The sequence below is a fragment of the Cupriavidus campinensis genome (genome assembly GCF_905397395.1).
Taxonomy (GTDB): domain Bacteria; phylum Pseudomonadota; class Gammaproteobacteria; order Burkholderiales; family Burkholderiaceae; genus Cupriavidus; species Cupriavidus campinensis.
The window spans coordinates 97,965-124,323 of sequence record NZ_CAJPVH010000001.1 but is presented as its reverse complement, the minus strand read 5'-3'; the positions used below and the strand labels follow the sequence as shown (position 1 = coordinate 124,323).

Here is a 26,359-nt window from a genome sequence, read left to right as displayed (position 1 = left end):
GAGGGAGAAGCCATGAACAAGATCTTCCATACCGTCTGGAATGCGGCCCTTAACACATGGGTCGCCGTCAGCGAAATCGCCACGTCGCATAGCAAGGCCACGTCGTTGCTCACGGGTGCCATGCTGATTGCCGCAGCACCGGTGGCGCATGCCGCACTGCCGTCGTGGCAGGAGCTTGGGACCTATTACTACGACAACGGCACCTATCAGACCTACCTGGGCGGGCAGGGAGACAAGACATGGGTTCCCAACGCTACGGGCACCTACGGCAACTTCGCTGCGCAGATTCGCGGTGACAACGTGTTCCGCGAGAACGGCGGCGAACTGAACTTCGCCGGGGGCTACTACCGCAATACCGGCCGGATCATCGTGCTCGACGGCGTGACCGGCAAGATCACCGGCGGCGGTGGCGACGTCACCCCCAACATCCTGTCAGACCCCGCAAAATCCGCAGCCAATATCCTGTTGTACAACCCGAACATAAAGAATCCCCCCTACCAGCTCATCATCGGCGACAACGCCACGCTCGAAGTCGCCCTGCGCGGTACCTCCAGCACGCCGTGGGGCAAGAACTACATCATGTTCACCAACAACGGCAACTACAGCAATAACGGATCGAACTACCTGCTCGGCACGAACGCCCATGTGATGGTCACCTCGGGCGGGTTCCGCCTCGACCCGTACACCCACGATCGCTTCAATCTCTCGAACATCATCTTCAACGGCGGGTACTTCTCCACCCGTGACGGCGATGACACCGTCTATGCGGACGAGAACGGCCAGGCTGTGGGCTATGTCGAGCTGGGCAAGGGCGCGGACCAGTTTATCGTGCTGCCCGGTGTCAGTATCGTCGGCCATGCAAAGGGCAACATGGTCAAGATGTACGAGACGCAGACGGGCGACAAATGGAGCGCGCACCTGACGGGCAGCCAGAATGACAGCTCCGCCCATGACAACCCCGACGACCTCGTGGAACTCCGAGAAGGTTCGACAGCCTCGGGCATCAACTTTTCCTTCGGCCAGTACAACGACACGATGATCCTCGCAGACGGCGCTAGGCTACTGGGAGGCACCGTCGACATGTTTAGCGGCAACGACACCCTCGTGGCGCATGCGGATCCCTCCAGCGGCCCGGGCATCGACCTGACCGAGGGCGCCTCCATCGATATGGGCGCCGGCAACGACATTCTTACGCTACACGGCACCACATTGCATGCGGTCGGAACCGCCACGGCGGCAGCCGTACGCATGGGCGCCGGCGACGACACCATCGACCTTAACAAGCAAACGGTGCTGGGCACGACAGGGCGGACGACCATCGACCTTGGGGCCGGCAATGACACCCTCAATATCGCGGACGCGACGCTGCGCGACACCACAGTCAACATGGCTTCCGGCAACGACACCGTGAACGTGCGGGCTAGTGCCGCCGCAGGACAGAGCGTGTTCGATGGACAAATCGCCTTCCTCCGTGGCAACACTGCAGCCGACAACCAGTTCCACGTCACAGACGCCGCAACGCTGACGCTGACGCACGGCAGTTCGCTGGACTTCGCCGGACGGATTCACGTCGATGAAGGAGGCATCCTGCGCGGCGAGGGCAGCACCAGCGTGGTCGCCGAAAGCGGCACCGACATCCGCGGGACCGTGCAGATGGACAACGTCAGTGTCGGCGGCACCGGCACCTTGACGCTGGCAGGTGGCGCCACCAACGGCGGGATCGTGATCTTGGCGGGCCCATCCACCAGCATACCTGGCAACACCCTGATCGTTCGGGACGGCTACGCTGGCGACGATGGTCGCATCGTGATCCGTACGGTAATGGGCGACGACGACTCTCCCACCGACAGGCTTGTGCTGGAGGGCGGCGACGGCACGGGTCAGACCGGACTTGTCGTGAAGTCGGCGGGCGGCGGTGGCGCATTGACCAACCAGGGCATCCGCGTCGTGGAAACGCGCGACGGCGCCACCACGGCCGATGGCGCATTTCATCTGGACCCGGCTTCGGACGGATACCGGCAGGGCATTGGCTCGTTGGCAGTTGGCGCCTACGACTATCTACTGGCGCGTGGCGGCAATGGGGGCATCGCCGAGGACTGGTACCTGATCTCTCGGACAGAAGCCGGCAACACCACGCCTGTGGATACACACCCGGCGGTGCCGGAGGACCCGTTGAATCCTGGTGCGCCGCAGGACACCACCCTACCCACGGTATCGGACACTCTCCCAGCCGCCCCCGCTTACCGCCCCGAAGTCGGCGCCTATCTCGGCAACAGGCAGGCCGCCGCGACAATGCCCGTCCATACCCTGCATGAACGCCAGGGCCAAGCACCGGGGCTGCGCGACCCCGACTCGGACCATCCCGGCGACTCGTCGGCATGGGCGCGCGCGATGGGAGCCACCAGCCACCACGACGGGGCGAATGACTTGCACGGCGCCAATACCGGCTACATCGTCCACGCTGGTAGCGACGTGCTGCGATTCGCCGATGGGAAAGACGGCAGCATCCGCCTCGGTGTCATGGGCCTATACGGCAGTACATCCAGCCGCACCGACAATGGCACCATTGGCGCGCGTGGCACCGTTGACGGTTATCAGGGCGGCATCTATGGCACATGGTACGGCCGTCCCGACATCCTTTCCGGTCCCTATGTCGATACCTGGCTGCTCCTGGGCACGCAAACCAACACGGTGATGGGTGACGGCCTGCCATCCGAGTCATATCGCTCCCACACCTTCACCGGCTCGCTCGAGGGCGGATACTCGTTCCTGATTCGCGATAGCGGCCGCACGCAAGTCTATGTCAACTGGTGGCACGGTCCCGGGTCCCAGACGCTGCAATTCAATAGCGATGTGGTGCGCGATGCCTTGCCGGCAAACCGCTACGAAGTGAAAGCGGGCGTCCAAGGGAATATCACACGGCGGACGTCGGTATGGGGCAGCGCCGGCGTCGAAACGGGTTCCGGCGGCTATCTAGGGGGCAAAGCGGCGATCGGTGCCAAATACAACTGGTAGCGCGACGCGCACCGCCGGCCGACATGAGCCTTCGTACCGGTGTAAGCCGTGCGGATCTCCCCATCGTCCGCTAAGGGATCGATAGCGGTCCATCACAACTGGCTGATTCCACATGGCGCCGCCGTATTTAACCTCTACACCCGACTCTGCGTCGGACAGTCGCCGCCGCTGCTCCATCGCCACCTTACAATACACAGGCCGTCGTGGACGTCTCAACAGGAGCCATTGATCCTTGTGCCGAGTGGACGGGCCCCTTAATTGACCACTTCGAGATCCGGTAACTTCCACGTCTTGTCGAAGAACGGTTTTTCAGGCCCATACAGCCGGAAAAGCACCTCGAAACGTCCGGCCCGGCTCGTGGGAATCCAGTTGATTTCCTTGCCCGCGGGTGGAGTCGGCCCGAAATAGATGTCGACAGAACCATCAGCGTTTGAACGCAGGCCAGGGGTCGTAGAGGAGCGGCTCGCCCAGCGCATTTTGCGAATCAGCGCGTGGGTGCGTCCATCGTAGACCGTGGCTGACCAATAGAGTTTGACCGGCGCGTTTGCCGGTACGGTCAGCCGATAGGATTTCCGGCCATCGAGCCTGTTTCCATTCTTGTCCTTGATAGTCATCAGATAGAACTGGCCTGTTCCGATCCGCTTCGCGCTGAAGTAGGCCATCGAGTACGTAATAGCGCGCCCATCTATAGGATAACTATCCGGCTTCGCAAAAAAGTTCGGCATCCCTTCGGCAACTTCGGAAGACGCCGGCAAAGCCCAATGCGTGCCTTCGTTGAATGGCGGAATGAAGACCTTCTCGTATTGGACATCAATGTACGCGCGTGCTTCTCGCGCTGCCGACGCAAGGATGGCATTCGCCTTCGCGTCAGGGGTGAAACGCTTGCCTTGCCGAATGCCAATCGATGTCAGGATGTCGATCATCACTTTATCGCGCGTCAGCCAAGGTTCGGCCTGCACGAAGCGGTCAAGTGCGTCGAAATATGTCGCATCGTAGGGGATGGTTGAATCGAAGACCTGATCATAGGCATCGACGAACTTGGTCTGCTCGTGGGCAGAAGACAATGGGTAGAACTTGATGCGCTTTCCATACGTAACTGCCTTCTCGATGTCGGCATCGCTGCCCGATTGCAAATTCGAGCGAAGAATGGCAAAGCCACGATACGTATCGGACCGAACGGGCCGGTAGCCGTCGGGAACGGCCTCTTTGTAATCGGGTGGCATGATGAGGTATTTGCCACCGTTGCCCTTGTCCGCGCCGGCCGGACCCACGTCCTCGAGCGCGTTTTGCCACGCATCGTCGATACTTCCGGTGATTGAGCCATCCTCGGCCGGCGGAATTTCAAGAACCATGGGCCCTTGCCGTACATCGTAAAACGGCATGAGATAGATCGTATCCGGATTGGGTGTGAGTGTTTGGTTCTTCCAATTTAGCGGTCGGGACCAGTACGCGACCTGGTTAGACGCTCCGCCAAGCCTTTGGAATGCGTCCAGCATCAACTGGAAGTTGACCGCTGGCATGCCCCAGAGAACCGCCTCAACGGCACGCCTCTCCATCATGCGTTCTGCAAGCTCTCGATTCGGCCCCTTTGCGGCTGGCGGAGCGGCCCACGACGAATGCAAGGACAGTATCAGGATGAGGGTGCCGAGCACCATCTTTGTCATTCTCGTCATCACGTTCTGCGCTCCATATTGGACGGGTGGTCAGCTGGCGAGCTCATGCCCTACCTCCCGAATGTCATGTTCAGGCCTGCAAACACGGTCCACTGGGGAACGCCATTGCCGTCGTGTGCCACCGTGTACTGGGGTTCGATAAAGGCGTTGAAGATAGTTTTCCCCTCTTTCCATGCCTTGCCTGCCCCCATGCCGATTGGGATGTAATAACTCCCACGTTGGAGGTCGAAGCTCCACACGCCGGTGGACCGAATGTACCAACCACCTGGAAGGTTAAAGATGCCAAATGGCTGGACAGTCAAGCCTTGCACCGCAGGTCGGCTGCTTTGCCCAGCGAAAGAATGTTGCCACTGGATCAATGCGCCAATCAACCGGGCAGGTGTCGGATCGACGATCACCGCTGCGACGCCCGCCTGCCATTTCCCGGTCCCCAAGCTCGCATCCGTGGCAGTGGGCATGGTCAGCAACGGTCCCACGCCAACTTGCACGCCAGTTTGCTTGAGCAGAAATATATCGAACAGATTGATGTCGCCAAGCCCCGTATCGTATGTGCCATCCGATCGAGGGCGGGTGCTCAACGGTGCGGTTACACGCAGGATTTGCGGCACCCCGACTAAGCCGCGGGGAAGAATAGGCAGCGTACCCCGGAGCAGAAAGTCATTGGTATGGGCGTCGCTCCCAAACAAGCGTGGCGTGTAGTAATTTTGCAAATTGAGCGACGGAGCGGGGTTGAGCGGATTATTGCTCGCGTTCGCCTCTTCGGTAGAAACCTGTGCGTTGCACTGCCCGCCCCACGTGACAAGTGCTAAAAAAGCCGCACACGCGGCCCCCGCCAACGTACGACGAATCGTCATCGCGAACCCCAATTGTTCGGCGGCAGCTCGCCCGCCACCAAAGTTAGTTGAAATTGGAGTACTAAGTTTGACGCGTCAGGACCAGCCGTAGAAGTTAAATTTTTCGATGGCGATATAAAAAAATATGAGAGCTGTGGCGTTTCCACGTGTACTTGACCCCAAGCGCAGCCTTCGTCTGAAAGGAGATCGTCATGGAATTAGTGAATTCGTCTGTTCGCTATCGTGTGCCGTGGAATAAGGGCTTACCGGACAAAAGCCGCCATTGAAAATCAGCGAGGTCTGGGCTATTCGCACGAGACTGCAGATGTCTGCAAACATCCGCGATCTAGCTATGTTTAATCTCGCAATTGATAGCAAGCTGCGAGCGTGCGACTTGACTCGTCTTCGCGTGCAAGACATCTGCCATGGTAACCAAGTGGCCATGCGAGCGACGGTACTGCAACAGAAGACTCAGCGACCCGTTCAGTTCGAGATCACCGCCCCGACTCGTGAGAGCGTGGAAGCTTGGATCAAGGATCGAGGATTGAAGCCAACGAACTTCCTATTCCCCAGCAGACTGCTTTCATCGCCGCACCTGTCCACCAGGCAGTATTCTCGATTAGCCCATGGCTGGGTTGCCTCCATCGGCCTTGACGATACAGCTTACGGCACACACAACATGCGACGCACCAAAGTCGCATTGATCTACCGCCGCACCAAGAATTTGCGCGCCACACAGTTGCTTCTGGGTCATGTATCGTTTTCCACACACCAGATATAAAGGCAGTTGAAATCAGATACGCACTTGGTTGCCATCCGCTCGGCAAGCGGTCCTGTGGGACTCGCTAAGCTGTCGCCGCTAGCAAACGCCCCAGCGACGGCATCCCGACCAATATCTGTCATTGACGAGGTGGTAGCCCAATGACCCAGAAGGGTCGTGGATTCAATGGGTCGATGCAACACTAGACGCTGCGTAAGCAGTGGAGGTGCTGCAAATGAAACAAAGGCGCCGGATTTACTACACCGAGGCTCAGAAGGCACTAATGTGGGGGCGGTGGCGAAAAGGGGACACGCTTCACCAGATCGCCCGGCTGTTTGATCGGTACCATTCATCAGTACAAGGGATCCTGGCGAAGTCCGGCGGCATTCAACCGTCACCGCGACACCGTTCCAGGCTTGCCCTGACCCTCGCCGAACGGGAAGAAATCTCTCGCTCGGTAGTGGCGGGGCTGTCGGTGCGATCAATCGCCTGCCGGCTCGGACGCGCCCCATCGACGATTAGCCGGGAGTTGCGGCGCAATGGCGGCAGCCAATGCTATCGTGCAAGTCAAGCCGAAGAGCGCGCCTGGGTTCGCGCGCTCCGTCCGAAGACCTGTAAGCTCGTCAGAAATCCTACGCTGGCACAGGTTGTGGCGGCCAAACTGAAGATGCGATGGTCTCCGGAACAGATTGCTGGCTGGCTCAAGCATGACTATGCGGTCAACAAGGACTACCAGGTGTCACACGAGACCATCTACCGTAGCCTCTATGTCCAGGCCCGCGGTGCCCTAAAGAAGGAGTTGGTTGCACATCTGAGGCGGTGCCGGATCATGCGTCACGCACGGAATTACTCGGCGAAGACCGACGAGCGAGGAAGAATCCGTGATGCCGTTTCAATAGGCGAGCGGCCTGCGAACGTTGAAGACCGCGCGATACCAGGCCACTGGGAAGGAGACTTGCTCTTCGGCAGTGCCAACAGCCAGATCGTGACCTTGGTCGAGCGTCAGACGAGGTTCGTGATGCTGCTCAAGGTCTCCAGCAAAGACACAGAGACGGTCGTCAACGCGCTGATCAAACATGCTGGAAAGCTGCCACAAGAACTGTACAAATCCCTGACGTGGGATCGCGGCAAAGAACTCGCCGATCACAAGCGCTTCACTGTCTCGACCGACATCAAGGTCTACTTCTGCGACCCTCAACATCCCTGGCAACGCGGTTCCAACGAGAACACAAATGGCCTCTTGAGGCAGTACCTCCCAAAGGGCACTGATCTCTCCGTCTATTCCCAGGCAAAGCTCAACGGCATAGCGAGGCAACTCAATGAACGGCCGCGAAAGACATTAAACTTCGACACACCCGCTGAACGATTCCATCAGACCGTTGCGTTGACCGGTTGAATTCACAGTCGTAAGGCGCCACTATGCGGTGGGCGGCTTCGGAGGACCCCCTCTGCTGAATCGTCGTTCAATGCGGGGGAAAGAGGGTGATGTTGCATCGCCCGCTCCAGATCGAGCCAATTCACCAGCCGCTGTCGCTTGACGTTCAGCGGTACCGTTGCGGGCCGCGGGGGCTCGCCGTGGAAGGTGCGGGAGGGCGCGCCGAAACGGCGGTTGTCGCGCAGCGACTGCACCTCGGCCGCAATGGCCAGTGCGTGACCCAAGCGCTTGTTCTCAACGATGGCGCCCTGGTCGACCTCCGGGAACCGGTCGTAGGTGGTGTAGGGCAGGGAAGTGCCATCCGCCCACAGCTCGATGCGCCCGTCCGGATACTCGGCCACCTCGATGTAGCGATGGATCAGGCGGCGGTGTTCCGGAAGATCCTCCAGCAGGTATAGCACCTTGGCGTACTGCAGCGTCAGACTCTGTGAGACCTTGCGCCACTCCCGCCAGCTGAAGATCCGCGCCAGGTCCTCGTCGCCGCGCAGCGGCCGGTGTGCGTCGAAGTCGCTGCGTGGCACCCTGGCGAAGCGGGTATTGAAATCGGCCATGAAGGCCGGGGCATAGGCGTTGGCTGCGTCCATCGTGCGGATCCCGCGCAGGCGCAGCTCCTTCACCAAGCGGTCCTGCAGCGTGCCATTCATCCGTTCCACACGGCCCTTGGCCTGGCCGTACTGCAGCGTCAGACTCTGCGAGACCTTGCGCCACTCGCGCCAGCTGAAGATCCGTTCCAGGTCTTCGTCGCCACGCAGCGATCGATGGGCGTCAAAGTCGCTGCGCGGCACCTTGCCGAAGCGCGCGTTGAAGTCCGCCATGAAGGCCGGCGCGTAGGCGTTGGCGGCTTCCATGCTGGAAATCTCCCGCAGCCGCAATTCCTTGACCAACCGGTCCTGCAGCGTGCCATTCATCCGTTCCACGCGGCCCTTGGCCTGGCTCGTGTTGGCGCACAGGATGTCGATGTTCAGCTCGAACAGCGCCCGCCCAAACTGCGTATAACCGCGTTCCTCGGGCGATGGCGGCCGGTTCGAACGGAAGATCCCGGCCTTGTCGGAATAAAAGGCCATCGGCTTGCCGTGGCACCCGACATAGGCCCGTGTCGCCATGAAGTACGCCAGCGTCGATTCGGTCGGCACGAACAGCAATTGCATCAGGCGGCCCGTGGCGTCGTCAACAAACACCAGCAGCGTGCACGCCGGCGCGCGGTCCTCGAACCACGCGTGATCGCTGCCGTCGATCTGCACCAGCTCGCCCAGGCAGGCCCGGCGGTTGCGCGGCTGGTGGACCTTGGGCGGGCGCAGCTTCCTTGGCACCCAGAAGCCGGCGTCAATCATGATCCGGCGCACGCATGCCGGCGAGATCTCGATGCCATGGCGCTCGCGCAGCTTCTCGCAGGCCAGTGTGGGGCCGAAGTCGGCGTAGCTGTCGCGGATCAGGCCACGGACACGGGATTCCACGCCCGGAGGCAGTTGCCGGTTGCTGGAACGCCCGCGTTTGCGCGAAACCAGGCCGGTGGGTCCGTCTTCCAGAAGCCGCAGAACCAGCCGCCTGACATGCCTGCAGCTGAGGCCCAGACGTTCGGCAGCCCGCCAGCGCGCCAAATGGCCGTCGGCCACCGCCTGGATCACCTTCATGCGGTCCACCTCGCGCATGCTCATGGTCACCAATCCCTGTCCGTGCATCGCTGCCTCCCGAAGCGCCCGGCGAACTTCGGAGCCTACGGGGAGACAGCCTCAGGTGACATCTCTATTCATCGCAAAGGTGACATTACTAATAATGGCCAACATGAACTGTCCACATAATCTATCTTATGTTAAATATAGGCTGCACTTTGTTGCCCCCAAACCATCCGATCAACAGTCAGTCCTGTCTAGCTTCTATCTTTCCTGCGGTAGGACGCACGCTTTGCCCTCAGATCTTCAATATGTCTGGCAACAGCCGTTCGAACTCTCGCTTCACGACCGCGTAACACTCACATACGCGCTGCTCCAACCCCGCCCGGTCGAGTACCGCAATATGCCCATGGCTGTAGCGAATCAGCCCCGCGGCCTGGAGCTTTAGAGCGGCCTCGGTGACGCCGGAGCGCCGCACCCCGAGCATGTTGGCAATGAGTTCCTGCGTCATCGTCAGGTCGTTTGAGGGCAGGCGGTCAATACTTAGCAGCAGCCATCGGCACAATTGCTGGTCGATGGAATGATGGCGATTGCAGACCGCTGTCTGCGCCATTTGTGTGATGAGTGCTTGCGTATATCGGAGCAACAGATGCTGGAACGACCCGCCCCGTACGAATTCCTGCTTAAGGATCGCTGCGCTCAAGCCGTATGCGTACCCCGCGCTTTGCACAATGGCGCGGCTCGGGGTTGTTTCCCCGCCCATAAAAATCGCGATGCCGACCACACCCTCGTTGCCAACGATTGCGATCTCGGCAGACGCTCCGTCTTCCATCACATACAGCAGAGAAATGATCGCATTGGTTGGGAAATAGACAGAGCGTAGTTGATCACCCGACTCGTACACGACGTGGCCTAATGGCAACTCCACCAACATTAGGTACGGTGCGAGGCGCTCCCGGTCCGCCGCGGGGAGTGCGGCGAGAAGATGGTTCGATTTCGGATCCTGCATGATGCTCATGACTGCACCTCCCCGGCCAGAAAGGTTGAAAACGGTGACGTCTGACATCGATCTGTGCCCAGGATATTGAACCGCCCACAAGGCGACACAAGATCACTTGCTTTTAAAATATAGATCGGCGGACCGACCAGGCAAGTGCCGTAACGATTGCAGTACAAGTCGCGCTCGCGGCATCACCTTCGCACTATCTCCGTCCCGTCAGAACGGCTTGCGCACAACGGAATAAATGCCAGGTTCGACGCCCTGCGGACGGCACTTCTCCGCTGATAGCACGCTAGCGTACCGACAGATCGCCGGCATCCGTCGATAGTCGGGCCAGATGTGACCCTAGTACGAGGGATAGCTGTTCAGAAGTTCCGCCCCCATCCCACCGGACTGCGGAGGGTCCATCGCAAACCGTGGCATGGAGGATGTAATGCAAGCTAAGAGTGATGGCCACAGTGTGATCGTTTTCCCCGATCTTGTCGGTGGCTGGTACTTCGTAGAAATAGAAGGGAAAGCCGTCTATCGCTTTGGGCCCTTCGAGTCATACAAAATCGTTAGTGATCTAGTGCCAGTTCTGTTCCCTAAAGTTCCCAAGCTGGAGATCTTGGAACCCGCAGAATTCGACGACGATGCGCTGATGATTCTTGGCAATGGCGAACGCGTGGGGGAAATATCCAGGGAGTAGGCCAATCTTTCCGTGAGTGGGCGCCCGGCCCAGGCGCCCCTGACATGCTTGTAAAGGCCGAGCCGGATATCGCTGCGCACGTAGCGCAGTGCCAGACACAGTTCATTCCAATGATCGCTCGACAGCGACCAGCGAAACAACGAGCTGCAGGGCTTCCTCGACAGGCTAACCGCCCCCTAGGGGCCCCGTGTGTCACTGATTTGTAAGGGCTCTAGGTTGGGAAACCTATAACACCTATTCTTACGAGGTGAAACGTCCTGCACCGCTGTTCCCGGATTTCCCGAACTCTTCCAGACGCCCCCGCCCCTCCCCTGCATGCGATACCCGCCCTTCGTCATTGCATGCGCGGCCCTTCCCGTTCTCTGTTTGCCAAAACGCTTGCTGAGGCGAGGCGGCCGAATTGGTGCGCCTGGGCCTTCTTGATGCATCGCTTCTGCTTCTAGCTGAAATGGATTGTCTCCGTCCAATTTAACGGGGGCCTCACCACGATTCGATGGAACGCCCGTCTGGTCAAGCTCCAGCGGAAAATATGATGGAACCTGCAGAGGATCTTCACGAGCGGCTCGCGCAACTGAGCCGCCCCGCCGGCGACCTACTGGCGCCGAGCTTGCACACGAAATCCGAGTAGTTCAATGCGCCGCGCCCATGCGAGGAATTCATGTCTTCTTTCAAGAATAAGTCAAGTCAAACTTCAGTTGGCACCGCCGGTGCCCTTGCCGGAATAGGGATGGCGCTGGCCGGAGGGGCAACCGCACTATGGGTGCGAAGGCAAGCTCGCAAGGCGCAACACGACAATCCTCCGCTCGGGCAGTTTGTCGAGGTGGATGGCGTGCGCCTGCACTACGTCGAGAAGGGTGCTGGCCCACCCGTCCTCTTGCTCCATGGAAACGTATTCCAGCTAGAGGACTTCATCGCCAGCGGATTACTGGAGGTGTTGGCGCGGCACCATCGGGTGATTGTGTTCGACCGCCCCGGCTTTGGTCACAGTGACCGCCCCCGCGACCGCCAGTGGACGCCAGAGGCGCAGGCCGCGCTGATGACCGCGGCCCTGGCGAAGCTGGGTGCGGACCCACCCGTGGTAGTCGGGCATTCGTGGGGCGCGCTTGTAGCGCTCGGCATGGCGCTCGATTTCCCCACAGCAGTGCGCGGCCTGGTGCTGATAGGCGGCTACTACTACCCCACTGCCCTGGCCGAAGGCCCCTTGGCCGCGCCGGCGGCCATCCCAGTGGTCGGTGATGCCATGCGCTACACGGTAGCGCCGCTCGCCGGCCGCTTGTTCCTGAAGCAGGCGGTGCGCAAGATGTTTGCACCCGCGCCTATGCCACCCAACTTCTTCGAAGTGGTACCGCGTGAAATGCTGCTCAGGCCGTCACAGATCAAAGCCGCGGCAGAAGATGCCGCGACCATGACCCCAGCGGCGAAAAGGTTTCGAGATCGCTACGCCAGCATGGAGATGCCGGTAACCATCCTCGCAGGCGCGGGGGACAAGATCGTTGACGTCAAGGCGCATGCGTCCCGCCTGCATGATGAGCTGCCTCGCAGCACGCTCGTGATCGCGCCAGGGGCGGGTCACATGGTTCATCACGCGGTGCCGGGAGACATTGCCCAAGCGGTCGAGTCCATGTCGCGTGGCCCGGGCTCGTTGCGGCTTGCGCAGGCGGGACCATCTTCCTCGCCTGACGACGCCGGGGATGAAGTGGCCGAGGACGCCCGCACAACCCCGTGACGTCCTTCGCTCGCTGCCCCGCCTCTGGCCGGGAGAATGCGGAGTTGATGCGAAAGAACCTCTAGACACGTCCGGGTTAAATCCGGCTTCACAGGAATTCCGCTATGGCACTGAACTTCCCTAACCCCAGCCGCATCTACGACGCGTCGCGGCACTGCGTGTGTTTCTGGGGCTACGACAACGCACGCGAAGTCACCTTCCAAGTCTCCGACGATGTCCTTGCACACCTAAGCAAGGAAACCACCTCCGAAGAAGCCGCTTTTCTATCCACATTCGACCAGCATCGCGAGCAGATACTTCTGCTGGCAAGGGAACTCTACACGCCGGGCATGCGCAACACATACTCCATTTGAGCACTCTCAATCAACACTGTCTTACAGCGCAAGGGTCACCACGCGCAACGTAGTGTCGTCGGGACACGGTATGTCGGCGAATCCCAAATGGCGAGCCAATCGCCGCATCGCGGTGTTCGATGACAGGACATAGCCTTCCATGGATCGATACCCGCGGCGGCGAGCGGTGTCGATTAGCACGCTCAGCAATCGGCTGGCAAGGCCAAGCGCCTGCCAGTCATCGACGATCGTGACCGCAAACTCGCAAGTATCGTTGCCGGGTGCCGCGGCATAGCGCGCGCCCCCCACAATGGACGGCGCCTTGCCTTTGGTGGCAATTGCCACCAGGACAAGCTCGCACTCCGCCGACGGATGCGTCGCGTGCTCAAGCATTGCTTCGGGTAGCTGTTGCATGGCGGCCATGAATCTCGTGTAACGCGCGTCGGCGGAAAGTCTGTCGAACGCCGCCAGCAGGCCAGCCTTGTCGTCTTCGGCAATCTCCCGAACCAGCACCTCCCGTCCGTCGCGCAGCGACACGCTGAACGGCACGAATGTTGTTGTGTCAGATTTGTCTTGCATGGCAACCGTGTCGTAAGGGAAAAGGACGGGTTCGATGCATTCGCCTCGTCGCATTTCATACTAGGTGACCCGGTGCAGTTCGCCGGAGTTGGAGTCAGGCCGCCAGGCCCGGCATCGGGACCCTCAGGTTTTCCCGGACTTCCCGAAAAGCAAAATGCATGTCCCGGAATGTCAAACCGTACGCATCTGATACTAGATACTTGCTTCGGTTGCGACCGGACGTTGGCAAGCGCCATGGAAGGAAGCGTCAACGCCTCGGCTCAGGTGGCCGGGAGTCGTCAAAGTGTTCCCTCTGAGGTATTCATGCTCGAACGTTCCACATTTCCCACCCTGGCAGCAGATCCAGCCAGGCCAGTCGGACTCCACTACTACTCGTGGGTAGTGTTCGCCCTGGGCTTTGGTCTGCTGCTGTCAGACTACATGTCGCGCCAGGTGCTCAATGCGGTATTTCCGCTGCTGAAGCACGAATGGGCGCTGACTGATACGGAACTGGGCGCGCTCGGCGGCATTGTTGCGCTGATGGTGGGGATCCTGACATTGCCGCTGTCTGTCCTCGCCGACCGCTGGGGCCGGGTCAAGAGCCTCATGCTGATGGCCGGCTTGTGGAGCCTCGCTACACTCGGCTGTGCAGTGGCGACGAACTTCGGCGAAATGTTCATCGCCCGGCTGTGCGTGGGAATCGGCGAAGCTGCCTATGGCAGCGTGGGCATTGCCATGGTGCTGTCGGTATTCCCCCGCCGCTTGCGCTCCAGCCTGAGCGCCGCGTTCATTGCCGGCGGCCCATTCGGATCGGTGCTGGGAATGGCCCTGGGCGGCACCCTCGCCGCTCATCTCGGGTGGCGCTGGGCGTTTGCCGCGATGGCCATCTTCGGCCTGACACTCGTAGCAGTGTTTCGCTTCGTGGTAACGGAACCGCGCCTGAAGGCGCAGCGCGCGCGGATTGGTGAGGACAAGGGCGACGCGGCAGCACCCAAACGCCTGGCATTGCGGCCCCTGGTATCCGCCCTGTTCTCGGCCCCTTCGATTCTTTATACCTATGTCGGCAGCGCCATGCAGTTGCTGGTCACGGGCGCCCTGCTTGCGTGGATGCCGAGCTACCTGTCACGCTACTACGGCATGGCGACGGATCGTGCAGGCCTGACAGCCGCAGGCTTCGTGCTGGCGGCCGGCGCAGGCATGATTGCCTGCGGTGCGCTGACCGACTGGGCCGCCCGCAATGCCCCCACCCGCAAGTGGCTGATGGCCATTGCCTACAGCACCACCAGTTGCGTGCTGCTCGTGGCGGCCTTCCACACGCCGGCGGGCACAACGCAAATGGTCCTGATCTTTGCCGGCATGTTGCTGGTGGGCGGTACGGCCGGACCGGCGAGCGCAGTGGTAGCCAACCTCACGCATCCCGCCATTCACGCGACGGCCTTCGCCACGCTCACGCTCGCCAACAACCTGCTGGGCCTCGCGCCCGGTCCCTTTGTGACGGGACTGATCGCCGACAGAATCGGCTTGCTTGGCGCCCTGCAGATCATTCCGCTGGCCGGCCTGTGCGCCACATTGTGTTTCGGGATCGGGCGCAAGTACTACGCCGCCGATCTGCGTCGCATCGAGAGCGAGCGAGCCTCGCAGGCACAGACCTGACCGCCCTCCCCGCACTCTCCTACCTTGAGTTCCAAGGGAGGGGCCGACGCGGCATCTCCATCCAAGACAATGAGAGGAAGAGGTGGCCCCCCGGAATCCGGGGGCCACTGCGTCAGGCCTGAGGCTGACGCAGGAAACGCAGCACCACCGGTGCCGCTTCGCTGATGCGAGTCAGGAGGAAGAGGTGCCCATCCTCGAAGACGTGGAGCGCTGCATGCCGAATGCGCGAAGCGAGGATCCTGGCATTGACCAGGGGCACGATGGGATCGTCGGAGCCGTGCATGACCAGCGTGGGCTGGCTCAGCGCGCCGAGCCACAACAGGCTGCTCCATCCCCATGCCGCCAGCAACTGGTACATATAGCCGCGGCCGCGCGGCGGATGCATATGGCGGCCGTGCGCGTCCAGCAATGCGGGATCGTCGCGGAAGGCACCGCCATAGATATCGGCGCCCACGCGCCGCAGGTAGTCCGGGTCGGTATAGCGGCGCGCGCCGATCATCTTCGAGAGGACCGACACGCTACCCGGCACCATGATCACGCCGGGCGACGTTGCCGCCAGCACAAGGCGCCGGCAGCGCATCGGATAGAGATGCGCGAACTCCTGCGCGAGCGCCCCACCCCAGGAAACGCCGAGCACATCGACCTGCCCTTCATAGCCGAGATGACCAAGCAGTTTGTCAGCGAGCACGCACAGGTTGGACAGGCGATAGGGAAGCAGCGGCGCGGGAGAACCGCCAGCGCCGGGGACATCGAAAATGATCACTTCGACGCCATCGAGCGCATCGACGAACGGTTCGACGAGTTCCAGATTGGCGCCGATACCGTTGAACATAAGCAGCGGCGGCCCCGCATCGTTACCGGGCCGGATGCCGACCCGCAGCACCTGTCCATCCAGGTCTACGGTCCGGATTGCCATCTTGTGGCCAGATTCAACGCTGGCACCGTTTATTGTCATCAAGTCGTCCTGGAAGCATTGCCCTGAAACGGGCGGGACGGCACGACCTGGTGAGGCCGTGCCGGGTGCCTTACGGCTTGGGGCGCAGGATGCTTTTCACTTCTTCCACATTCTCCGCGAAACGCTTGCCGACCACAGCGAAGCTGTCGGCTTGCGTCTTGTACACGGTGTCGGTCAGGCCGCGCAGGCCGGCCACGGCCTTGTTCAGGCTGAGCGGCAGCAGGTCGGTCACGCGCACAGGCGAAGCCTTGGCTTCATCGCCCAGCTTCGCCGTGCCGAGCGACTGCAGATCGGCGGCGGTGCCACACAGGTACTCGGCCTGCAGACGGACCAGCGATTGCAGGCCGCTCAGCAGCGTGAGATTGACGCCGGCCAGCGCCTCGATGTCCTTGCGACGGGACTCCAGGATCGCCACCGGATCCAGGCGGTTGTGCTTGACGAAGTCAAACAGCTTCTTGTGCGGGGCGAAGGCGCCCGCGGTATTGGTCGATTCCATCTTCATGGTCTCCATTCAGGTTGCGTTGAAAAACTGGAAAAAGCTGCGGTATGGCCGGGCGTCAGGCTTCCATTACGTAGCGTCCGGGGGCTTCGCCGCACGGCGCGTGGCGTGCGTTGCCAGGCGCCGAGGGGGCTTTGCACTTTGGGCCGGACCGCTGCTTCAGCCACTGGCTCCAGTGGTTCCACCACGAATCGGACGTGGCCTCGGCGCCGTCCAGCCAGGCTTGCGGGTCGGTCGTATCGTCGCCGTTCACGAAGAACTTCGCCTTCGCATTCCCGGGCGGGTTGATCAGGCTTTGAATGTGGCCGCTGGAGCTCAAGACGAATTCGGTCTGTCCGCCAAAGGCACGTGCGGAGCGGAGCACGCCCTGCCACGGGGTGATATGGTCGGTCATGCCGGCCAATACAAATTTGTCGCAGGCGACCTTCGACAGATCGATGGGCTCGCCCATCACCGCCAGTGCGCCCGGAGTGGCAAGCAGGTTGTCCGAGAGGATGTCGAGCAACTGGCAATGGAATCCTGCGGGCAGCCGTGTCGTGTCGTTATTCCAGTACAGGACATCAAACGCCGGCGGCGCCTTGCCAAGCAGGTAGTTGTTGACCCAGTAGTTCCACACCAGATCATTGGGCCGCATCCATGCGAATACCCGGCCCAGTTCCTCGCCGTCGAGCACACCCCTGGCCTGGCTGCTTTGCCGCGCGGTGGTAACGGCCTCCGGCGTGGCGAACAGGCCCAGCTGAGATTGCTCGTCCAGGCTGAAGACGGACACCATCAGCGTGGCGGCATTCACCAGTTTCTCGCCACGGCTTGCGCAATAGCCCATCAGTGCCGCCATTGTCATCGCGCCGGCGCAGGCGCCATGCAGGTTCACGTCGTCACTGCCGGTGATATCGCGAATGGCATGGATCGCTTCGATCAGCGCCGCCACGTAGGTGTCGAGATTCCACTCGCGCTGCGCCGCAGTCGGATTGCGCCAGCTCACCATGAACACCTGGAATTCCTGCCCCACCAGGTACTCGACGATGCTCTTGCCCGAAGCGAGGTCGAACACATAGAACTTGTTGACCTGTGGCGGCACGATAAGTTGCGGGCGGGCGTGGACTTTGGCCGTGACAGGCGTGTACTGGATCAGTTCGAGTACGTCATTGCGGAAGACCACCGCTCCCTGCGTGCTCGCCAGATCCTTGCCAACACGAAACGCGCCCTTGTCGACCTGGGAAGGCATGCCCTGATTGGTCAGGGCATCGGTCAGCAGGTTGGTCATTCCGGAGAGCAGGCTGAGACCGCCCGATTCGAACGTCTCCCTGAGCGCCGCCGGGTTGCCCAGCAGCATATTGGTCGGCGCCAGCGCGTCGAAAACGAGGGATGTGAAGAACTGCGCGCGTTCCTTGCTGCGCGCATCCATGACAGAGCGGCTGACAAAGCCGGCCGCGGCATCCCGCCACGCAAGGTAGCCCTGCAGCGGCATGCGGAACAGTGGGTTGTCGTGCCACTCCCGGTCCGCGAAGCGACGGTCGCGGGCTGGCGGGGCACTGGCCGTGCCGGCGATCACGCGCAGCAGGTCATGCGCCAGTTGCGTCTGCTGCTCCAGCAGCAGTGCGGGCTCCTGAACGCATTGCGTGCCGATCTGGTGGGCGGTGGAAGCCAGATCCTCCGGGCGCAGGCCCACAAGGGGATTGGGGACGGCGGCGATCGATCCACCGCTGTCGGGCACGGCCGGCCGATTGGCCTTGGTTGGCTTGCCGGCCTTGCCTGTACGTTGCTTCGTCATTTCCATGGCGTCTCTCCTCAGGCCACCAGCAGTGCCAGCGACTCGGCAACCAGGGCCGGCCGGGCCTGGCCTTCGATTTCCATGGTGTTCTCCGTCCTCAGCATGATGCGGCCTTCACCTTTGTCCTCTGCCGCGAGCAGCTTCACACGATTGCGCACCCGGGCGCCGGCCCTCACTGGCGTCAGGAAGCGCGTTTTTTCGAGCCCGCAGTTCACGGCCGCTTTCGCATCGACCGGAACGATACCCATGCGGGTCAGCTGGCCGCCCAGCAGCGAAAGCGTGAGGAAGCCGTGCGCGACGGTGCCGCCAAACGGGCTTTCGCGACCCGCCCGGTCCACATCCACGTGGATCCACTGGTGGTCGTCCGTGCAGTCTGCAAATGCATCGATGCGCGCCTGATCCACCTCGACCCATTCCGATACGCCCAACTCCTGGCCGACGAACGCGCCAAGCGTCGCCATGCTGTAACCGTCGATTTTCATGCTGCTGTCCTTCAAAGTTTTTGGGTCTGGGCTGACTGCGTCAGAACTGCGCGTCGTTCAAGGCAAGGAATCCGTCTGTGCCGACGACACTGGTGATCGCCGCCTCCATGGCCGGCGCGCGCACCAGGATATGGTTGGCAAAGAACTCCGCGGTGGCGATCTTGGCGCCGTAGAAGGCCTCGTCCTCGTGATGCTTATCGATGGCAACGATGAGTGCCCGCGCCATCTGCCAGCCGGTCAGCACAATGCCAGCCATCTTCAGGTAGGCCACGCTGGCACCGAACACGGCGTTGGCATCGGTACGCGTCTTCGCGACGACGAACTCGATGACGTTTGCCAGTGCGGTGTGCGCTGCGCTCAGACGCTTGTACATTGCGCGGCATGCCGCATTGGCGCCACGCTCCGCGAGCGCGGCAAGCGTGTCATCGATCTGCGCGAGGATGGCCCGTGCGGTGGCGCCGCCGTCGCGGACGGTCTTGCGGCCAATCAGATCGTTGGCCTGGATGGCGGTGGTGCCTTCATAGATCGGCAGGATGCGCGCATCGCGGTAGTGTTGCGCTGCACCTGTTTCCTCGATAAAGCCCATGCCGCCGTGCACCTGCACGCCTAGGCTGGTGACCTCCAGCGACATCTCCGTGCTCCATCCCTTGATGACGGGCACGAGGTATTCGTAGACCGCGGCATACTGTGCGCGCGTCTCGGCATCGGCAGCGGCATGCGCGATGTCCGAGTAGCCCGCTGCCACCAGCGCGAGCGCCCGCGCGCCTTCGGTCAGCGCCCGCATTTCGGTCAGCATGCGGCGAACGTCGGGATGCCGGATGATCGGGACGGGTTCCTTTGCCGTGCCGTCCACGGGGCGGCTCTGCACCCGATCCTTCGCGTAGGCGACGGCCTGCTGGTATGCGCGATCCGAGATCGCGATGCCCTGCACGCCCACGCCAAAGCGCGCCGCATTCATCATGACGAACATGTATTCGAGGCCGCGGTTCTCTTCCCCGATCAGGTAGCCGATGGCGCCACCGTGATCGCCGAACTGAAGCACGGCGGTCGGGCTGGCCTTGATGCCAAGCTTGTGCTCGATCGACACGCACTGGACATCGTTGCGCGCCCCCAGCGAGCCGTCATCGTTGACGAGAAACTTCGGCACCAGGAACAGCGAGATACCCTTCACGCCTTCGGGCGCATCCGGCGTGCGTGCCAGCACCAGATGCACGATGTTCTCGGCCATGTCGTGCTCCCCGTACGTGATGAAGATCTTGGTGCCCGATACCTTGTAGGCGCCGTCCGCCTGGCGCACGGCGCGCGAGCGGACCAGCGCGAGGTCGGAGCCGGCCTGCGGCTCGGTGAGGTTCATCGTCCCGGTCCATTTGCCTGCGATCAGGCGCGGCAGGTAGCGCTGCTGCAGTTCGTCGGAGCCCGCCGTGAGCAGTGCCTCGATGGCGCCGTCGGTCAGCAGCGGACACAGCGCAAAGGACATGTTCGCCGCGTTCATCATCTCGATGCATGGCGTGGCGACCAGCTTGGGCAATCCCTGTCCGCCGAATTCGGTCGGATGGACGACGCCTTGCCAGCCGCCATCGCCGAACTGGCGAAACGCCTCCTTGAAGCCGGACGTGGTCCGCACTTCGCCGTCGTGCCAGCTGCTCGGGGCCTTGTCCCCTGCCGCGTTCAGCGGCGCCAGTACCTCGCCGTGGAATTTCGCGGCCTCGTCGAGAACCGCCTCGACCGTCTCCGGAGTGGCGTCCTCGAAACCGGGAAGCGTGGCAATCTTTGTCAGTCCGGCCAGATCCCGGATGATAAACAGCATGTCCTTGGTGGGTGCGGTATAGCTCATCTCTTGCCTCTTTATCTTGAGATGCAGCGCCCGCGGCTCGGTAGCCTGCTGCGCTGCGACATTGACGGAGTGATCGTAATGTCGGGCAGCGCAAAGCGGATTACCCGAACCGGCCCATTCGCTGACAAATCGTGCCGCTTTCCGCCTTGAACGGGCGCATGCACCCGGCGGACGGGATGAGTGTCGCCTGAAGTGGCAGGATTTGTTAGTCGACGGCCAGGATTGACAGTCCGTGTCGATCGACGCCAGCTGGCGCCAATCAACGGATCAGAGTGGGCGGCGGTAGGCGTTGGGGGTGCTACCCGTCCAGTGCCGGAATGCCCGATGGAAGGCGGTGGGATTGTCGAAGCCCACGTCGTAGGCGATCGCGGCAATGGGATCTTCGGAGCGCGTCAGGCGCTGGATGGCAAGATCGCGCCGCACCTCGTCCTTGATGGCCTGGAACGTCGTGCCTTCCGCCGACAGTCGCCGGCATAAGGTGCGCACGGAGTGGTGGAGTGCCTGCGCGACAGCATCGATGGTCGGCGAAGCAGGCAGGCATTCGGCAAGGTGCTGGCGCACGCGGTGGCAGGTCAATTGCTCGGCGAACGCGACGAAGATCCAGTCTTCGGGCGCGCGTGCTAGAAATTTCTCGAGGTCAGGCTTGCGTTGCCTGACAGGCAAGTCAAGGTAGGCCGCGTCGAAACTGATCTGCGTGCGTGCGCAGTCAAAGTGGACCGGGCCTGGAAACAGATAGAGATGATCGCTGCTCTGCGGCGGGAGCGGAAAGGCGAACTCGGCGCCATTGAGCAGGATTCTATGGCGGATGAGCCACGAGGCCATCCCATGCACCAGCTTCAGCATCAGTTCGCAGCCCAGCACGCTCACGCCCGGGCCATCCGGGTTCGCCACCAGTTCGACATACCCGTTCCCACCCTCACGCCGTAACGTCAGACGAAATTCATCAAGGATCAGGTGGAAGAACTGGCCAAAGCGATGCAGGGCAACCTCCAGCCTTGGCGCGTCGAGCAGACTGAGACCCAGGAACTTCAGCACGCCATTGCGCAGCGGACGGCTGAAGATGCCAGGCATTTCATCGTCAAGCTCCATTGCCAGCAGCCGATAGAGCGTGGCGAACTGTTCCTGGGTGACCCGCGCGGCGGGCTCCTGCAGAAGTTCATGCGCAATCCCCGAGCGTTCGGCAAGCCGCGCGATAGCAGCCGGGTCCGCGCCCGACAGGAAGCCGTTGACGACGGATATAGGGACGGTAGCGGACAGGCCTGTCAAGTGAGGGGGCAGGCAGTGAATGCCGGTCTGGGGTGATGACGCTACATTCTGGCACAGCCGTGGTGCCTTGAAAACGTGATATGGCTGCAAGGCCGCGTGGGGCAGCGATGCCCATGTGATGGAACGGTTCGGTTGCGTCGGCGTCGGGGTTCTCCCGGGCCCAGTCGTCCACCGAGCGCTTCGAGATGGCCCGACTGGGTTGTCTCCTGCCTGTGCGATTCGTCATAGCGCCGTCGCCGCCTCACTCCGGCTGGATTCCTGCGTCCTTGATAACCTTCGTCCACCGGACAACCTCGTCATCGAAGAACTTCTTGTGGCCTGCAGGAGAGAGGCGATCATCGGATATGACGGTGATGCCCAGCGCCTCCTCGCGCTTGATCAGGCTGGGATCCTTCAGTGCTGCGCGAAGCGCCTTGTTGATTTTATCGAGCACGGCTTGCGGCGTAGCCTGAGGGGCATATACGCCATGCCATACCGTGAAGTTGAAGCCGGGAAGCCCCGCCTCGATGAGCGTCGGGATTCCTGACAGCGCCGGCACCGCAGAGCGCTGCGCGCTGGTGACAGCGTAAGCCTTGACCTTCCTGGCTTCGATCTGCGGGGTGCTGTTGGTTGCCTGTTCGCACATGAGGTCGACTTGGCCTCCCATGATGTCGGACATCGCCGGTGCGGTTCCCTTGTAGGGAACGAACGTCATGTCGCTCTTGAGCATGTTCTGCAGCAGCAAGCTGCAGAGATGCGAAGCCGACCCCACCCCGGCATTCGCGAGATTCAGCTTGCTACCGCTGGCGCTGATGAGCTCTCGGAGCTCGGCGAAATTATTCGGCGCCAGAGCCGTTTTTCCGATGAGCGTCGACGGCGCCTCGTTGATGAGGCCAACGAAGGCCAGATCCGATGTCTTGTATCCGAGCTTCTTGTAAAGTGCGGGTGCGGTGGCCAGCCCGATATGGTGGACGAGCAACGTATAGCCGTCAGGCGCGGCGCGAGCCACACGTGCCGTGCCGATGGTGCCGCCCGCGCCCGCCGTGTTTTCGACGACGACGGTAGTGCCGAGCGTCTTGCGCAACGACTCGGCAACGTCGCGGGCGATCTTGTCGCTCGGGCCACCAGCCACGAACGGGACAACCAGGGTGACAGGCTTTTCTGGATACTCGGCGTTGGCGTGACCCGCACCGATAGCCAAGCCACTGACAAGGCAAAGGGTTGCGGCCCGTCCGGCCGCTTGTCTGATCCACATGGTTGTCTCCGTTTGTGTATTTTTTTTGATGTCTGCCGCTTAGTTCGACAGTTGCTGCATCACGCTGTACAGGTCCGACTTGCCTTCGAAGCCGATACCCGGCAGGTCCGGCATCGTGAGGTAGCCTCTCTCCACCTTGACCCCGTCGGGGAAGCCACCGAACGGCTGGAAGAGATCGGGATAGCTTTCGTTGCCACCCAGGCCGAGGCCGGCCGCGATGTTCAGCGACATCTGATGGCCGCCGTGCGGAATGCAGCGGCGCGCCGACCAGCCGTGCTCCTTGAGCATGTCCAGCGTGCGGAGGTACTCCACCAGGCCGTAGCTCAGCGCGCAGTCGAACTGCAGCCAGTCTCGGTCAGGACGCATGCCCCCATAGCGGATGAGATTGCGAGCGTCCTGCATCGAGAACAGATCCTCTCCGGTCGCCATCGGCTTGTCGTAGTAGTTGCGCAGCGTGGCCTGCAGCTCGAAGTCCAGCGGGTCGCCCGGCTCTTCGTACCAGAAGAGGTCGTATTGCGAGAGCGCCTTCGCATACTGGATCGCCGTATCGAGGTCGAACCGACCATTGGCATCGACCGCCAGCTTCTGCCCGTCCTGCAACACGCTCAGAATGGAGTCGATACGACGCAGGTCCTCGTCGAGCGATGCGCCACCTATCTTCTTCTTGACCACCGTATAGCCGCGGTCGATGTAGCTGCGCATCTCGTCCTTCAGCTTGCCGTGATCCTGGCCCGGATAGTAGTAACCACCCGCCGCGTAGACGAACACCTTGCGGTCCGCCTGGCCATTGCCGTATCGGTCAGCCAGCAGCTGGAACAGCGGCTTGCCCTCGATCTTGGCCACGGCATCCCAGATCGCCATGTCGATCGTGCCGATGGCGACAGACCGCTCGCCGTGGCCGCCGGGCTTCTCGTTCTTGAACATGGTGTCCCACACCTTGTGCGGGTTCAGGTTGTTTCCGGTGCTGTCGACGAGCGATTCCGGGTCTGCTTCCATGATGCGGGGGATGAACCGCTCGCGCATCAGGGTGCCCTGTCCATAGCGACCGTTGGAATTGAAGCCATAACCCACCACCGGCTTCCCGTCGCGGATCACGTCGGTGATCACGGCGACCAGGCTGAGGGTCATCTTGCTGAAGTCGATGTAGGCGTTGCGGATGGGCGAGCTGATTGGGAAGGTCTTCTCGCGGATTTCTACGATTCTCACAATGTGTCTCCTGATACACAGAACGCTCACGCCCATCGGCGTGGTAGTGCGTAGCATAGGTGCGGAACACTGTTCTAGAATTGAATCAAAATCACAACATTATTAAATCAAAGTGAAAGCTGACCTCGCCACGGAACTTGAGTTCTTCGTCCTCGTCGCCAAGCTGGGCACCCTCTCCGGCGCCGCGCGCGAACTCGACCTGACGCCTCCCGCCGCCACCAAGCGCCTTGCGCAAATGGAGAGCCGTTTGGGTGTGCGCCTCGTCAACAGGACCACGCGAAGTATCAGCCTCACGACGGAAGGCGAGACGTATCTCTCTTACGCGACGAGAATTCTGGCGGATCTTCAGGAGATGGAGAATGTCGTCTCCAGCAGTGGGTCGGAGCCGCGCGGACTATTGCGCGTGAACGCGACGCTCGGCTTCGGTCGAACGACGATAGCGCCTCTCGTTTCTGAATTCGCCAAGCGGTACACGCACGTTGAAGTCCAACTGGAAGTGACAGACCGGCCGGTCGACCTGGTCGATAGCGGGATCGATCTGGCAATCCGATTCGGCGCCCTTCCCGACCGCCGGCTCTCTGCGCGCCGCATCATGTCGAACCGGAGGTTTATCTGCGCATCGCCGGGATATCTCGAGCGGTTCGGCACCCCCAAGACCCTCTCCGATCTGATGCACCATCGCTGCATCATCCATCGTCAGAATGACAGTGCCTACGGCGTTTGGCGCTTTGAACATGATGACCGTCACGAGACCGTCAAAGTCAATGGCGCGCTATCCAGCAACGATGGAGACATTGTCTTGGGGTGGGCTCTCGACGGCCACGGCATACTGATCCGCTCCGAATGGGATCTGGCCAAGTATGTGGAGAGTGGCCGGCTGAGAATTCTGCTGCCCGAGTACAAGCTGCCATCCGCTGACCTGTTCGTGTACTACTCGCAGCGGCGAAACCAGACGGCACGAGCGCGCGCCTTCATCGATTTCGTCACCGAGAAGCTCAAGGGGACCGGCATTAGGAAGAAGCCTAAGGCAGACCGCACCAGTTGAGCGGCCAGAGTGCCGGGCCATCGCGCCCGAACAGACGCCCAGGTAATTGACTGGCATGGAGAATGGATTCGAGAACCATGACCGATCCCGTCTCCAACGCCGGCACGATTCCGGCGCCGCCCCGCTCCAGCAGCAGCCGCGACACCTCGCCTCGTTCGAGATGGCGATGGCAACTGCGTGTCGCTGACACATTCGCTCGCCATGCCGGCCGGGGCGATTACACCCTGACTGGGGTTTATGTACGACGGCTGCATGGGTGTGTTCGATCCCCGGCCCGGTCGGGCCGGGAGCATTGCGCCGGGCAAGCGCTGCTTCACGTCGTTTTGCCCGACGATTGTGTTCCGGGACGGCAAGCCCGAGATTGTGCTTGGCGCGCCCGGAGGCGGTGTCGGCACCCCGGTTCTCGTCGACCAGCAACGCCATCGACATCTGCAACCGGGTACCCCTGGCAGTGGCTCGTGCCGGTCTCCGAGTGCCGAAGACCGGCCGTCCTTGCCGCGTTTGCCGCTTCCGCCAGTATGCAATGTCCGAACTCGAGCAGTTCCATCTGAAGTAATGAGCGTGCGCGTGAAGACCACTGCACTGCGACGAGCCTATGGCATTGATCGTCGTCAATGCCTGCGGTGATTCAAGGCCGGATCGGGCGGTATGTGGCTATCGTATTAGGAAAATTACTACGACCCACGCTTCTTTCGTCGTTCGGAGACAGCCCATGTTGAGCGCCCATGAAATTGCTGCGCTAATGGTTCTCGATTCTCGGGGATCAGGCGCTGGCATTGACGTC

The 26,359-nt window shown here is 61.5% G+C and carries 20 protein-coding genes and 2 pseudogenes; 9 read left to right on the top strand and 13 right to left on the bottom strand.

The annotated features are described in order from the left end of the window. Window positions 1–12: 12 nt before the first annotated feature. Window positions 13–3,015: an autotransporter outer membrane beta-barrel domain-containing protein gene (locus tag KHO18_RS00545; protein ID WP_211942581.1), complete on the top strand. Its 3,003-nt coding sequence runs from the start codon at window positions 13–15 to the stop codon at window positions 3,013–3,015. 254 nt (window positions 3,016–3,269) lie between these two features. Here KHO18_RS00545 and KHO18_RS00540 read toward each other — a convergent pair whose 3' ends face one another. Next, complete coding sequence (locus tag KHO18_RS00540; RefSeq protein ID WP_244844393.1) at window positions 3,270–4,679, bottom strand: DUF1254 domain-containing protein; 1,410 nt, start codon at window positions 4,677–4,679, stop codon at window positions 3,270–3,272. 59 nt (window positions 4,680–4,738) lie between these two features. Then, the gene (locus tag KHO18_RS00535; protein ID WP_244844392.1) at window positions 4,739–5,542 is read right to left on the bottom strand and encodes a hypothetical protein; all 804 of its coding nucleotides are present in this window, start codon (window positions 5,540–5,542) and stop codon (window positions 4,739–4,741) included. A gap of 191 nt (window positions 5,543–5,733) precedes the next feature. Here KHO18_RS00535 and KHO18_RS00530 point away from each other — a divergent pair. Then, window positions 5,734–6,302: pseudogene (locus KHO18_RS00530) on the top strand (tyrosine-type recombinase/integrase). Between the two features lie 214 nt (window positions 6,303–6,516). After that, on the top strand, window positions 6,517–7,677 hold the full coding sequence (locus tag KHO18_RS00525) for an IS30 family transposase (RefSeq protein ID WP_211942579.1): 1,161 nt from the start codon (window positions 6,517–6,519) through the stop codon (window positions 7,675–7,677). 2 nt (window positions 7,678–7,679) lie between these two features. Here KHO18_RS00525 and KHO18_RS28340 read toward each other — a convergent pair whose 3' ends face one another. Both KHO18_RS28340 and KHO18_RS00515 read right to left on the bottom strand, forming a co-directional pair. Beyond that, on the bottom strand, window positions 7,680–9,395 hold the full coding sequence (locus tag KHO18_RS28340; protein ID WP_244844391.1) for an ISNCY family transposase: 1,716 nt from the start codon (window positions 9,393–9,395) through the stop codon (window positions 7,680–7,682). A 229-nt stretch (window positions 9,396–9,624) separates the two neighbouring features. Continuing rightward, on the bottom strand, window positions 9,625–10,344 hold the full coding sequence (locus KHO18_RS00515; protein ID WP_211942578.1) for a Crp/Fnr family transcriptional regulator: 720 nt from the start codon (window positions 10,342–10,344) through the stop codon (window positions 9,625–9,627). A gap of 415 nt (window positions 10,345–10,759) precedes the next feature. Between KHO18_RS00515 and KHO18_RS00510 the strand changes: the two genes are divergently transcribed. The 3 genes from KHO18_RS00510 (at window position 10,760) to KHO18_RS00500 (ending at window position 13,093) form a co-directional block, all read left to right on the top strand. Continuing rightward, entirely contained in the window at window positions 10,760–11,014 is a 255-nt protein-coding gene (locus tag KHO18_RS00510) for a hypothetical protein (protein ID WP_211942577.1), read from the top strand. Window positions 11,015–11,672: 658 nt separating this feature from the next. Further along, the gene (locus KHO18_RS00505; protein ID WP_144202158.1) at window positions 11,673–12,740 is read left to right on the top strand and encodes an alpha/beta fold hydrolase; all 1,068 of its coding nucleotides are present in this window, start codon (window positions 11,673–11,675) and stop codon (window positions 12,738–12,740) included. Window positions 12,741–12,844: 104 nt separating this feature from the next. Beyond that, on the top strand, window positions 12,845–13,093 hold the full coding sequence (locus KHO18_RS00500) for a DUF1488 family protein (RefSeq protein ID WP_144202160.1): 249 nt from the start codon (window positions 12,845–12,847) through the stop codon (window positions 13,091–13,093). Between the two features lie 21 nt (window positions 13,094–13,114). Here the strand turns inward: KHO18_RS00500 and KHO18_RS00495 are convergent, their stop codons facing one another. Continuing rightward, window positions 13,115–13,651, bottom strand: coding sequence for a GNAT family N-acetyltransferase (locus KHO18_RS00495; RefSeq protein WP_144202162.1), 537 nt, complete (start codon window positions 13,649–13,651; stop codon window positions 13,115–13,117). A 303-nt stretch (window positions 13,652–13,954) separates the two neighbouring features. Between KHO18_RS00495 and KHO18_RS00490 the strand changes: the two genes are divergently transcribed. Then, window positions 13,955–15,283, top strand: a complete 1,329-nt coding sequence (locus KHO18_RS00490) for an MFS transporter (RefSeq protein ID WP_144202164.1) — start codon at window positions 13,955–13,957, stop codon at window positions 15,281–15,283. Between the two features lie 112 nt (window positions 15,284–15,395). Here KHO18_RS00490 and phaZ read toward each other — a convergent pair whose 3' ends face one another. The 8 genes from phaZ to KHO18_RS00450 form a co-directional block, all read right to left on the bottom strand. After that, window positions 15,396–16,238: a poly(3-hydroxyalkanoate) depolymerase gene (gene phaZ / locus KHO18_RS00485; protein ID WP_144202166.1), complete on the bottom strand. Its 843-nt coding sequence runs from the start codon at window positions 16,236–16,238 to the stop codon at window positions 15,396–15,398. Window positions 16,239–16,308: 70 nt separating this feature from the next. After that, the gene (locus KHO18_RS00480; protein WP_244844390.1) at window positions 16,309–16,749 is read right to left on the bottom strand and encodes a phasin family protein; all 441 of its coding nucleotides are present in this window, start codon (window positions 16,747–16,749) and stop codon (window positions 16,309–16,311) included. Between the two features lie 46 nt (window positions 16,750–16,795). After that, a complete protein-coding gene (locus KHO18_RS00475) occupies window positions 16,796–18,514 on the bottom strand; it encodes an alpha/beta fold hydrolase (RefSeq protein ID WP_244844389.1) in 1,719 nt (572 codons plus the stop codon). An 11-nt stretch (window positions 18,515–18,525) separates the two neighbouring features. After that, on the bottom strand, window positions 18,526–18,990 hold the full coding sequence (locus tag KHO18_RS00470) for a MaoC family dehydratase (protein ID WP_144202170.1): 465 nt from the start codon (window positions 18,988–18,990) through the stop codon (window positions 18,526–18,528). A 40-nt stretch (window positions 18,991–19,030) separates the two neighbouring features. After that, window positions 19,031–20,824 carry an acyl-CoA dehydrogenase gene (locus KHO18_RS00465; RefSeq protein ID WP_211942576.1) on the bottom strand — a complete coding sequence of 598 codons (1,794 nt, stop codon included), beginning with the start codon at window positions 20,822–20,824 and terminating at the stop codon, window positions 19,031–19,033. A gap of 267 nt (window positions 20,825–21,091) precedes the next feature. Then, on the bottom strand, window positions 21,092–22,090 hold the full coding sequence (locus KHO18_RS00460; RefSeq protein ID WP_144202174.1) for an AraC family transcriptional regulator: 999 nt from the start codon (window positions 22,088–22,090) through the stop codon (window positions 21,092–21,094). Between the two features lie 241 nt (window positions 22,091–22,331). Continuing rightward, on the bottom strand, window positions 22,332–23,324 hold the full coding sequence (locus KHO18_RS00455) for a tripartite tricarboxylate transporter substrate-binding protein (protein WP_144202176.1): 993 nt from the start codon (window positions 23,322–23,324) through the stop codon (window positions 22,332–22,334). Window positions 23,325–23,363: 39 nt separating this feature from the next. Continuing rightward, window positions 23,364–24,530: a mandelate racemase/muconate lactonizing enzyme family protein gene (locus KHO18_RS00450; RefSeq protein WP_144202178.1), complete on the bottom strand. Its 1,167-nt coding sequence runs from the start codon at window positions 24,528–24,530 to the stop codon at window positions 23,364–23,366. A 112-nt stretch (window positions 24,531–24,642) separates the two neighbouring features. Between KHO18_RS00450 and KHO18_RS00445 the strand changes: the two genes are divergently transcribed. Further along, complete coding sequence (locus KHO18_RS00445) at window positions 24,643–25,575, top strand: LysR family transcriptional regulator (RefSeq protein ID WP_144202181.1); 933 nt, start codon at window positions 24,643–24,645, stop codon at window positions 25,573–25,575. 123 nt (window positions 25,576–25,698) lie between these two features. Beyond that, window positions 25,699–26,038, top strand: a pseudogene (locus KHO18_RS28610) (gamma-glutamyltransferase); the annotation flags it as partial. Window positions 26,039–26,359 lie beyond the last annotated feature (321 nt).